General features: G+C 51.5%; 11 protein-coding genes and 1 pseudogene. 11 read left to right on the top strand and 1 reads right to left on the bottom strand.

Annotation, left to right across the window (positions count from 1 at the left end):
* Nucleotides 1–24 precede the first annotated feature (24 nt).
* The 11 genes from VEB01_RS19005 to VEB01_RS19055 all read left to right on the top strand — a co-directional run bounded on the left by VEB01_RS19005 (nt 25) and on the right by VEB01_RS19055 (nt 9,873).
* A complete protein-coding gene (locus VEB01_RS19005; RefSeq protein WP_324878211.1) occupies nt 25–489 on the top strand; it encodes a hypothetical protein in 465 nt (154 codons plus the stop codon).
* Between the two features lie 82 nt (nt 490–571).
* Nucleotides 572–880 carry a 2Fe-2S iron-sulfur cluster-binding protein gene (locus tag VEB01_RS19010; RefSeq protein WP_324878213.1) on the top strand — a complete coding sequence of 103 codons (309 nt, stop codon included), beginning with the start codon at nt 572–574 and terminating at the stop codon, nt 878–880.
* Nucleotides 881–947: 67 nt separating this feature from the next.
* Entirely contained in the window at nt 948–1,277 is a 330-nt protein-coding gene (gene grxD, locus VEB01_RS19015) for a Grx4 family monothiol glutaredoxin (RefSeq protein WP_324878215.1), read from the top strand.
* Between the two features lie 5 nt (nt 1,278–1,282).
* Nucleotides 1,283–1,570: a BolA family protein gene (locus VEB01_RS19020; RefSeq protein WP_324878217.1), complete on the top strand. Its 288-nt coding sequence runs from the start codon at nt 1,283–1,285 to the stop codon at nt 1,568–1,570.
* 25 nt (nt 1,571–1,595) lie between these two features.
* Nucleotides 1,596–1,832 carry an FmdB family zinc ribbon protein gene (locus VEB01_RS19025; protein WP_324878218.1) on the top strand — a complete coding sequence of 79 codons (237 nt, stop codon included), beginning with the start codon at nt 1,596–1,598 and terminating at the stop codon, nt 1,830–1,832.
* 45 nt (nt 1,833–1,877) lie between these two features.
* Nucleotides 1,878–2,186 (top strand): hypothetical protein, encoded by a 309-nt coding sequence (locus VEB01_RS19030; RefSeq protein WP_324878219.1) that lies wholly within the window; start codon nt 1,878–1,880, stop codon nt 2,184–2,186.
* A gap of 466 nt (nt 2,187–2,652) precedes the next feature.
* The gene (drt3a, locus tag VEB01_RS19035; protein WP_324878221.1) at nt 2,653–3,924 is read left to right on the top strand and encodes an antiviral reverse transcriptase Drt3a; all 1,272 of its coding nucleotides are present in this window, start codon (nt 2,653–2,655) and stop codon (nt 3,922–3,924) included.
* A 43-nt stretch (nt 3,925–3,967) separates the two neighbouring features.
* On the top strand, nt 3,968–5,887 hold the full coding sequence (drt3b, locus tag VEB01_RS19040; RefSeq protein ID WP_324878222.1) for an antiviral reverse transcriptase Drt3b: 1,920 nt from the start codon (nt 3,968–3,970) through the stop codon (nt 5,885–5,887).
* 672 nt (nt 5,888–6,559) lie between these two features.
* Nucleotides 6,560–6,730, top strand: coding sequence for a hypothetical protein (locus VEB01_RS19045; protein WP_324878224.1), 171 nt, complete (start codon nt 6,560–6,562; stop codon nt 6,728–6,730).
* A gap of 209 nt (nt 6,731–6,939) precedes the next feature.
* Nucleotides 6,940–8,502, top strand: coding sequence for an MBOAT family O-acyltransferase (locus VEB01_RS19050; protein WP_324878226.1), 1,563 nt, complete (start codon nt 6,940–6,942; stop codon nt 8,500–8,502).
* A 105-nt stretch (nt 8,503–8,607) separates the two neighbouring features.
* Entirely contained in the window at nt 8,608–9,873 is a 1,266-nt protein-coding gene (locus VEB01_RS19055; protein WP_324878227.1) for a hypothetical protein, read from the top strand.
* A 915-nt stretch (nt 9,874–10,788) separates the two neighbouring features.
* Here the strand turns inward: VEB01_RS19055 and VEB01_RS19060 are convergent.
* Nucleotides 10,789–11,312, bottom strand: a pseudogene (locus tag VEB01_RS19060) (IS3 family transposase); the annotation flags it as partial.
* Between the last annotated feature and the right edge of the window lie 175 nt (nt 11,313–11,487).

Genomic DNA, 11,487 nt, shown 5'->3' on the forward strand with positions numbered 1-11,487 from the left:
CCGATCGGACAGCAACGAATGACCATGCGTGAAGCGTTTTATGCCGGTACGGTGCCGCCCAAGGCGGGCGGCTTGCTCGAGGAGGCCATGAGCGCCTACGCCGACACGTCACGAGCCGAGGCGCTGTTGCGGCAGGCGCGACACGAGGCGCCGGAAGCTCTGCCGGTGTATTTCTCGCTCTACAAGTTTTATTTCTACAAAGGCCGACTGGCGGATGCCGAGGAAGCGGCGCGCTCGGCATTGGAAACCGCCGCCCGGCAAGGCGGCTTTCCCGACATCTACGAGACGCTCACGCCGGAGACCACCGATTGGACCCGGCATGACACTCCTCAGCATTTCTACCTTTTTTCCCTCAAGGCGCTGGCGTTTATCCGTCTCCGCCAGGGGGACGTCGAGTGCTGCGAGAGGATACTCGACAAATTAAGGGAGCTGGACAGCGCCGATACGGTGGGTGGGTCGGTGATCGGCTCCCTCGCCGCGGGACTGTGATCCGTCATGGGGGTTATCCGATCGACGAGATCCCTGCGACGTATTGAGTTTTCAATCCACTAAAACACACAGAGGTAATCACATGTCGACTCTAACCATAATGCCATCCGGAAAAACCATCGAGGTCAAGGAAGGAACCAGCCTTCTGGAGGCCATCCTGGCCGCCGACGAAAACATCATGCACAAGTGCGGCGGCAACGCTGAATGCGGCAGTTGTCATATCTTCGTGCAAACCGGCAAGAAGGGACTGTCGAGAACCGCGGCTCCGGAGCACGCAAAACTGGACACCATTGTCGGCGTCGGCTCCAAATCTCGGTTGGCCTGTCAGACCAAGGTCTTGGGAACGGAAGACATTACCGTCGAACTGCTGGGCTTTGCTTCCGGGTTTTGATGTCCTCGTCCCTTGGCTGATTAGCGTTACGCCCGTCTGCGGCCTTACCTTATCTTTGGAACTCGATATGAGCATTGAAAACACCATCCGCGAACAGCTCGCCACCCATCCGGTCATTCTGTACATGAAAGGGGTGCCCGAGATGCCGCAATGCGGTTTTTCCGCCAAGGCCGTAGCGGCGCTCCAGGCCACCGGAATTCCCTTCGCTTACGTCAACGTGCTCCAGGCACCTTCCATTCGGGAAAAGTTGCCCGGCATCTCGGAGTGGCCCACCTTCCCCCAGCTGTTCGTGAATGGCGAACTCATCGGCGGCAGCGATATCGTTGCGGAGATCGCCCAAAAGGGCGAACTCAAACCCATGCTGGAAAAAGCCGTTGCCGGCAAAGAAGCCGGTTGACGGTCATGGAAATCGCCGAAGTCCGTAACCTCATCGAAGCCGGCATTCCGAACTGCCAGCTCTCCGTTTCCGGCGAGGGCTGCAATTTTTCGGTAGTCGTGGTCGGAGAGGTTTTCGAGAGTCTGACGCAGGTCCAGCGCCAGCAAAAGGTGCTGGCGGCGGTCAGGGAACCGTTGGCGACCGGTGCGTTGCACGCCATCAGCATGAAAGTCTATACGCCCTCGGAATGGAGCCGGGAACGGGAAAACGGCGCGGCCGACGACCTCCTAACGCCCTCCGGGCCGGCGGATTAGTTTTCGTTCAACCGACAAGATATCTATGCCGATCTACGATTACCATTGCAGCCAATGCGATAAAACCTTCGAACTGCTGGTTAGCCAGTCCGCCGTTCCGGCCTGCCCGGAATGCGGGAATCAATCCATGGAAAAACTGCCGTCGCTGACGGCGCCCAAGGGTAAGACGGCGGGCCTCGTGTCCCGAGCCCGGGCGCAAGCGGCACGCCAAGGGCATTTCAGCAATTACGCGCCATCGGAGCGTCCGCGCGTCAAACCCTAAGGCGCGAACGACGAGCACAACCAATCCCAGGATAAAAAAGCCGCCATGAGTACCTATGTTAAAACCACTGCGGACGGCCGGAAGGTCGAGGTCATGGGAACTGCCGTTTATCTTGCCGGCAAGAAAGAGACCGATCGGCTGATCCCGGTCCAGGAGCACCCAAACCGGGCCGCCATTTTGAACGCCGTGCCGAATGCCACCCACATGGCCGGCCGTTTACCGCTGACGGCGGAAGAGGCCGCCATTGCCCAAACCGCGCTGGAAGCGGCCAAAGCCGCCTACGATGCCAGTCCGCTGGGCATCGCGGAGCGCATCCGAACGACCCAAAAAAACGCAATTGCGAACCGGGACTGAATCGCTGCCTGCTACCCCGCCGTACTTGGGGGCACCTCACGAGAACGACAGAATCTACCCTAACAACCCATTGGCGCCGTTCGACAGCACGAGATCAAATGACCGCTTACAGAGGCTGAGCAGACAAATCTCCAAAGATGGCGGCTGCTAGCCTATCGGCCAGAGCGGACAGTGACAGAACATGAGCAAGGACTCTAATCCGTTGCTGCTCGGGTACTACTCCGAGAGGGCTAACTATTAAAACAAAGAGTTATCCGCATAGCGCTAGTAACCCTTTGTTCTTTGGTAGGAAGGAAGTAGGAAACCTGGTGGTTTTGCTACAAGCGCCGCCTATCACCCCGAAGTCCCCGGTGCATTGAGAGCAGTATTGGCTTCGTGTTCGGTGCCAATTGGTACGACCTGATCCCATTATTGCTAGGAGTTGCTAATATCATAGGCTATTCCAAAACAATAACGGAATTGAGCCGTGCATGACCACTCATTCAATAGAGCATCCATTTCGCGGGCTCTAAGAAAGAGCGACTTTAGGAAAAACAAAAGTCTCTATGTTGAAGCGAATAAATTAGCCATCCTCGATTCCGCCGTTATCTCGGCACAAACTGCCTACAGCGGTAGCAATCCGCTCACCTATTTTGAGAGGGGTGACAAACGAATCTATCGCGCCAACCATTTAACTCACGAGCTAGTTCTCCGCCAAGTTAATTCAAACATCAAGCGACTTACCAGAATTCGGCAGCCCAATAGGGAGTCCATAGTTGAGATATTAACCCACTTGGTTTCCGAGGGAGTTCCTTATCGCCTATATCGACTGGACATCGAGAGTTTCTACGAGTCTTTCTCAACTGATGAGGTTTTTAAGACCGTCAGTTCTCTACCTGGCATTAGCCCGTCTACACGACATTTAGTAGGGGAATTGCTGTGCCACTTCAAAGCGTCGGGGGGAACCGGTATACCACGCGGCCTTGCCGTAAGTGCCACGCTAGCCGATCTGATGATGCAGCCTTTTGACTACAAGCTAAAAATGCTTACAGGGGTCTATTTCTACGAACGATATGTAGACGATATTCTCATAATAACTAACACCAAAGAGCACGAGCGTGTTTTTCTTAATAACCTTAAAGCACTCTTACCTTCAGGACTCTCATTTCACAACAACAACAAGAAAAGCATTAATTCCCTACTATCGATTGTTAGCCCTACCAAGCAAGCGGCTTTAACCAAGCCTTTATTTGAGTGTAGTTACCTTGGGTACCGCATTAGCGTTTATGAACCAGGAAAGATCAAAGACCTAAGACCAGAACGCCATACCCGCTCCGTTAAAGTTGGAATCGCAACATCGAAGTTAAAGAAAATCAAGTTCCGAATAATTCGCTCGCTACTCGCTTTCTTAAACGACGGCAATTTTAACCTACTAGTTTTACGCATAAAATTCTTAACTTCAAATTTTAGCGTTAGAGATATAAACAGAGACAAAAACAAGATGGCTGGCATTTATTACAGCTACCCACAAATAACGAGTGACTCGGACAATGGACTTATCGAACTTGATGACTTTCTACGCCGATCTGTCCTAAATAGGCATGGCAGGCCATTCTCAAAAATAGCGACCATCTTAACGTCCGCCCAGAAGAGAAAGTTATTGTGCCACAGCTTCAAGCGAGGCCATGCGGAGCGCTTCTTCGTATATTTTCATCCTAGCACTATCAAAGACATACAAAGGTGCTGGGAAAATGACTAGGAACAGGACGCCAAACTGCATAAACAAAAGTGACTGCGCACGGGTGTTAGTCACTGAAACGGCACCGTATGAAACTCCTATTATATTTTCAAATGACGGGCTGTACTTAAACATCAAGAAAATCCAAAAATCGAATCAAATCTTTGATTTTTTACTGGACAGCTTGGTCGTTGGGGACACCAAATCATTCACAGTTCCATTCTCTTATAAAATTCGCAAGAACTCCTTGGAGTTTCGACGGCTATCGTTGATACACCCCCGGTCACAATGGAATATCAAGAATTTTTATAAGAAGTATCAAAAATTGATACTTCATTACTGCACAAAAAGCCCGGCATCAATCCGATCGCCTCAAAAGGTCGCGAGCACCTTCTATACCAAAACCGCATGGGAAAATATAAACCAATACAAGACTGGCGGCATTACCGAGGCATGGGTCGATCGCTATAGCAAGCATAGCCCATCATTTTTTTCCTACAGGGGATATGATCGACTCTACAAGTTCTTTGACTCTAAGACTTTTTTTGATTTGGAAAAGCATTTCTCAACCCTTGTCACACTTGATGTATCAAAGTGTTTTGATAGCATCTATACGCACAGCCTCTCTTGGGCACTGAAGGACAAGCCCTTCACAAAAGAGCACGTATCCGTGGATACAACTTTCGCCCAACAATTCGATGCTTTAATGCGGCATACCAACCATAACGAGACGAATGGGATAGTTATTGGGCCGGAGCTTAGCCGTATTTTCGCCGAACTTATATTTCAAGCGATCGATTTACGTACCATAAAAAAGTTAGAAAACGGGCAGCGAAAACTCGTTTTTGATGTTGACTATTCGTTTAGGCGCTACGTTGACGACGTTTTTATTTTCACGAATGACGATGAAACCGCCAAGGCTGTTTATGAGTGCTACAGTGACGCCCTGGTCGCTTTCAACCTCCACGCGAATACAGCCAAATCGATTCGAATTATAAGGCCATTTATAACGCTAAAATCCCGCGTGACGCGTGAAGCCAGCCGGCTTGCGAATGAATTCTCGGATAAGTTTTTAGCCGAATCCAACGACAGGCAGTCTCTGACTCCAAAGAAAATCCATAGTAAGTGGAAGCTTACCCGCAGCTTCATTAGTCAGATTAAAGCTCTCTGCTCGTACAACTCCGTCAATTATGATGAGGTTTCATCTTATCTAATTTCTGTTTTTACTGAGCGCGTAAAGAAACTTGCCAATGTACAGGCCGAGCTATCAAATAGTGCAGAAGCAGAGGTTTACAGAGACGCTAGTCTGATTTTATTGGAAGTCTTATATTTTCTCTACAGTGTATCTCCGTCAGTTAGCGCATCGTATAAGCTTTCAACAGCAATAATTATTCTCGTCCGCTTTAGCGTTAAACACCTTGGCTGCACGAGCGAGACCATCAAGCAAAAAATATATGAGCTATCAGAGCAGCTATTGGTAGGAAGCAATGTACGGAGTGCTGACGAGATAGACCATTTTCTCCCTCTAGAATCTATCAACATCCTCTTAGCGATACGTGAGCTAGGCGAAGGTTACTTACTCCCTCCTGAAGTAATTAATAGGCTGTTTGACAGGGATGACAACCTTTCTTATTTTGATATTGTCTCGTGTTTATTTTATATTCGTGACGATAAGCGTTATGTCAAGGCAAAAAAAAGCATCGTGGCAAAGGCGAACAATAAAATAAAAGACCTTTCCGACATCCGCATCAACACTGAAAAGGCCCACCTCCTTGCGGACCTCTTGAGCTGCCCCTTTGTACATGATGCTGAAAAAAGTCGGTGGATTGATAGACTTTATAGCCATCTTAGCCTGCCCCAACCAACCCGCTCAGACATAGCCGACTTTCTCGCGAACAGCGGCACCAAATTCTGGTTCGTGAACTGGAAAGAGGTAGATCTCTTGCGTTCTTTAGAAAAGAAGGAATTGAAACAGGCATATTGAGACGTTATATTTAAAGGTGAAGGGTTGCACAAGTTCTCCTCTGGCGCTGGCTGTTCGTAGCGTCTGCTTCATGACTTCCTGCGGGGATGATTGATTTTCTGTTTCAGATCAAACTTGCCGTTCCAGTCTGGATCTGTAAGTTTGATGGGAACATGAGCGGTATGTCCGCATACTGCACACACCAAGCGAACGAGTGTCACACCCTTCGCCCCTAACTACACAGTCTCAACCCATTCCGCTCTCGGTTCATTTGCTGTTTTGGCTACATGTGCCTTAGCATTTCATTAGACACTTTCATATTGGATTAGCTTTAAACAAATTGCTCCGGATTCCATTGATTCTTCTGAGTGGCGGCTCTGGCCGATTTTGAGACCGTCGTTATACGGACCCTGAGCTTCCGCTTTTGGCCGTTATGCGACCGCCGGTGAATAGAGCAATGCTTACCCCAGACCGGATTGGTTTAGGGGGTAATGGTCCGAAGCGGAGTACGCGCCAGGGTTCCCACAAATGACTTGACACCGTGCCTGATGCCTTCTGTTTTGTCTCCACCTGCGCTATCGCGCAGACTCCGACAAAACAGCCGGCCCTACGGCTACGCGGAGGTCGTCGCACTCCGCTCCGCTGCCGCTACGCTTCCTGTACTCCTTCGATGAGTACATTGTGGAATTTTGCATGGACTTGGGCGCTGGCTGTACTGAAGTCAGCCTGAGCGCGGTTGGAAAAAAATCGGAAAGAGGGGCGAAAAAATCCCGGCACCTGCACAAGGCGCAAGCCGGCGTACCGAACGAGCACTTGGCGGGAGGTGCGGCGATCGATCTTGCTGCCGAGTTGAGCTCCAGGTAGGCTAAGTCTTAGCTAAGCAATGCTCGGCGAGGCATTGCCCGAGGGGAAGGCGAATCGATGGTGGCTTTTACTGTTATAAGCAGTATCTATTTGTAAAGGATTCTAGGATCGCCTGCGTCCGCGGAGATCCTGCGGGGTGCGGAAAATGAGTAGGAAGTCGATCACCTATCAAAACCCTCAAGTCCCGCACGTCGAACCAAGTAATTCTGATGCTCTTCAACTCCTACCAATTTATCTTTTTATTACTCCCTATTTCTCTGTTCGGCTTCTTTGCCATCGGAAGTCGCGGCCATCACAGAGTTGCCATCACCTGGCTGATCGGTGTGTCGCTCTTCTTCTACGCGTGGTGGAATCCCGCCTACTTGGGATTACTCTTGGCCTCCATTTTGTTCAACTACGCTCTTGGTATTTCCCTGAGCGGCGAAAGTTATCCCTCTTCGAAAAAATGGCTATTGATCTTCGGTATTGCCGTCAATTTGTCGCTCCTGGGATATTATAAATATGCGAACTTTTTCGTCGAAAATATCAATTTTCTATTCGGCGATATTCTCGGCGCGGAGGCCATCATATTGCCCCTCGGCATCTCGTTCATCACCTTTCAGAAAATCGCCTATCTCGTCGATGCCTATAAGGGCGGAACCAAGGAGTATAACTTTCTCCACTTCTGCCTCTTCGTCACCTTCTTTCCCCAGTTGATCGCGGGTCCCATCGTGCACCATCATGAAATGATGCCGCAATTCGCCCGGGATGACCTCTATAAGCTGAACATCAGACGCCATGCCGTCGGCTTCACCATTTTCGCCATCGGTCTCTTCAAGAAAGTGGTGCTGGCCGATGGCATCGCTGCCTATGCCACGCCAGCATTCAACGCAGCCGATAGCGGCATTGCGCTGACCTTTTTCGAGGCGTGGGCGGGCGCCTTGGCCTATACCCTCCAGCTCTACTTCGACTTCTCGGGTTATTCCGACATGGCCATCGGGTTGGCCAGGATGTTTGGCATTCGGCTGCCCCTCAACTTCAATTCGCCCTACAAGTCCACCAATATCATCGACTTCTGGCGGCGCTGGCACATGACGCTCTCCCGCTTTATGCGGGATTATCTCTACATTCCTCTCGGAGGGAACAAGAAGGGGCCGGTGAGACGTTATGTCAATCTCATGATCGCGATGCTGCTCGGCGGCCTGTGGCACGGCGCCGGCTGGAACTTTGTGGTGTGGGGCGGACTGCATGGCATCTTTCTCATCGTCAATCATGCCTGGCGCTCGCTGTTCGGTGGTCAGGCCGCAACCGGCCGGTTGGGAAAGGCATTCGGTTGGACAGTGACATTCATCGCGGTGGTCTCCGCCTGGGTGCCTTTTCGGGCGGAGACCATAACCGGCACGAAGAGCATGTGGCTCGGAATGATCGGAGCCAATGGTGTATCACTGGAACCCGAGGCCCTCCGGGTTCTTGGACGTTTCGGCGAGTGGCTGCAGGGGATAGGGGTCACGTTCGATGGGGTTTTTGCGCACGTGGCCGGTGCTAAACCCGAGGTGGCAGGCGCATGGCTATTGGCATTGACGATGTTCATTCTGTTTCTGCCCAATACCCAACAACTCATGCGTAATTATCACCCGGCATTCGAAACCTACAAGGGCGAGATACATCGTTTTCGCTGGAGATGGATGGAATGGCGCCCGACGCCCATGTGGGCTTATCTCACCCTGTTAGTCTTTGTATTTGATGTACTGAGTCTCACCAAAGTCAGTGAGTTTCTCTATTTTCAATTCTGAGAATCCGTGAATAACCCTGCCACAAAGCCCGATTCCGTCTCTTTATCCCACGTCCGATTCGCGGGGCCCGCTACGATTTCTTCACGGCTTCTGGGCAGGGGCCCATTGACGCCGAGCGAACGCCAGTTTGCGGCTTATCTCGATACGATCGGTATTGGTGCCGTTGTTCTCTTGGCTCTCATCATCCTGATGAATTACCTGGTGAACCCTTTTTCCATTTTCGGTTCTCCCAGTTGGGAAGGGATCAATGCCAACAAACCCGAATTATTCAAGCATCTGCGGCTGACCAAAGCCCATGCCGTTAAAGCGCGAAAACCCGACGCACTGGTGATTGGCAGCTCCCGTACCGAACATGGCCTTGATCCTGAACATCCGGCACTGTTCCCTGAATTTAATACTTACAATTTGGCGCTGAATGGAGCGACTATCTATGAGAACCTGCGCTATTTCCAGCACGCCAATGCGGAACGACGATTAAGGAAAGTCGTGCTGGCCATCGACTTCTTCCAATTCAATGCCTATAGACCTCCTGGTCCGGACTTCACTGAGAAACGATTAGCATCGGATATTCACGGGGACAAGCGGAATATCGCCATAATAACGGACATGCTGGAAACCTTGGCATCCGTTGACGCAACGACGGCAAGCCTCAAGACCCTTTTTCAACAGACCAATCGCGATAATGTGATTCTGCCGCGCGGACAAGTGGAACAGCCAGACAAGGAAGCCATCATGATGATGCACGGAGGAAGACACGAAGCGGCTCTTTATAGCGAACTGAACTACGTGACTCATCTGTATTTCCCAAGGCCGCACAAGAAATTCGACTTCGTTTCGGAAGACGGAAGCATAAATACGTTTGATTACTTTCGAAGGATTCTTGAAGACGCTCACCGGAGCAAGATTGAATTCTATATTCTCATTTCGCCGGCTCACGCACGGCAATGGGAACTGACGGCCAGCACGGGGCTCTGGGATGAATGGGAGACTTGGAAAAGAAAGATCGTCCGACTCAATGAAGAGGTTGCGCGAGAGCGCAGGCGCAAACCCTTCCCACTATGGGACTTTTCCGGTTACAACACATATACGACGGAGGCGGTGCCGGCTTTAGGAGACCAGGAAACCATGATGCGCTGGTTTTGGGAGTCTTCTCACTATCGAAAAGAGCTGGGAGACCTGGTGCTTGATCGTGTCTTGAATTATTCAGAGGCAGATCGCCAAATCGCCGACGATTTCGGCGTTTTGCTTACCTCCGAGAATATTGAAACGCATCTGGCGAGTATCCGCGACGCTCATCAGCGGTATCGCCAATCTCATCAAGAAGAAGTGGAAGAGATCGAAGAGCTGGTTAAGAAGTATCAGACCCATTGAGAGCATCTGCGGGTAGTGAAAATCGGACGATTCACTTCAACGTAGCTATGTCCTAGCAAGCATCACACGCTGTTCGGCCGAGTGCCCGGCTGAGGGGCTGTCGTACCGAGAGGAAGATCGGCTCGATCGGTGACCGAGAGCTTACACCATTCGCTTCCCAAGGCTCTCGGCTTTGCGGATGAGCATGAACCGCGTTTGGCGCGGGTGCAGCCCGAACCGCATGTTTCCAACGAGGGGTTCATAGATGACTCTTCTCGGACATGCCACCGGAAAATGTTATCGAACCAAGCCGACTCGGCGCGTACAGGGATCGAGAAGCGAAGTGACCGGCCGCATTATGCACTCGGTTCCGTCGCGGAATCAGAGGCTCACACCGATGGTATCGGCTCACTTGTTATCCCAGGGCTTTTGCATGTGTTCTGGACTATGGGGAAAGCCCTCCAGGAGGGGACCGTTACGGCGACGCGATGCTCGGCGAACGAACTTTGGGACAGCCATCCGATCACAAAACAGTCTTGACTGAGAGGCAGCAAGGTGGTAAACCAATTACGCCTGAAATGGGCAATAACGGAATGGGTAATAACGGAGGAAATCATGAAGAAACTACTTGCTGCGGTTTGTCTCGTCTTTGCTGCCATTGGCGTAATCGGATGCGGAAGCTCGCCTGACGGGGATTCCCAAAAATTATCGAATACAACCGTATCTCCTCAGCTATAACTAGTACGTGATCCTCCTTCCAAAAAGACCTACCTTCGGGTAGGTCTTTTTTTATTTGTTGGGGTAATTCAGACAGGGGTGTAAAGAGGCCCCGGCCCCACACAGTCCGCTAGGGCGAGACTTGATCGGACGGCGTAGCCCGTGGTCCTGCTCGGAGCGAGTAATCTGGCCTGGGTCGTCAATAGTGGACGCCATCGGTTAAGTGCTCACCTTTTTTGCCTGTGCCTGCTGGAAGGCGATGGGTGAGCGGTTGCCGAGCCGCGAATGCCGTCTTTGACGGTTGTAGAAGAGTTCGATGTACTCGCTAATCTCTGCGATCGCCTCCGCCTGTGTGGCATAACGCCGGTGATGGACGAGCCCTTGTTTTAATGTCCCCCAGAAGCTCTCCATCGGCGCATTGTCGTAACAGTTCCCCTTGCGGCTCATGGACACCTCCATCTTGAATTGTCGCAGCAGCCGTTGATACCCGTACGAACAATACTGGTTGCCGCGGTCGGAGTGATGGATTAGCCCCGGCCTCGGTCGCTTGAGCTTCACAGCGCGGATCAAGGCTTGGCTCACCAACGCCTGGGCATGCGGCTGCCCATCGCATAACCGACAATCTCGCAGGCGTAGAGATCCTTGATCCCCGCCAGGTAGAGCCAACCTCCGTTCGTCGCGATAGAGGTCAGGTTAGTCACCCAGGCCTGGTTTGGCCGATTCATGGCAAAGTCCTGATTCATGAACGCGTACTTTGCAGTGACTCCTTGGCAAAGTACGCGAGTAATGGTCAAATTTTGTGTACGGGGCGGACTCAGGCGGCGATTTTCTCGGCGTCTTCCCGAACTCCGTCCTTGAACACGACTCCCTCGATAACCTGAGCCAAGCGGGGAATGCCATTGAGTTTTCGCCAGTGCC

The sequence above is a fragment of the Methylocaldum sp. genome (assembly GCF_035627495.1).
Lineage (GTDB): Bacteria > Pseudomonadota > Gammaproteobacteria > Methylococcales > Methylococcaceae > Methylocaldum.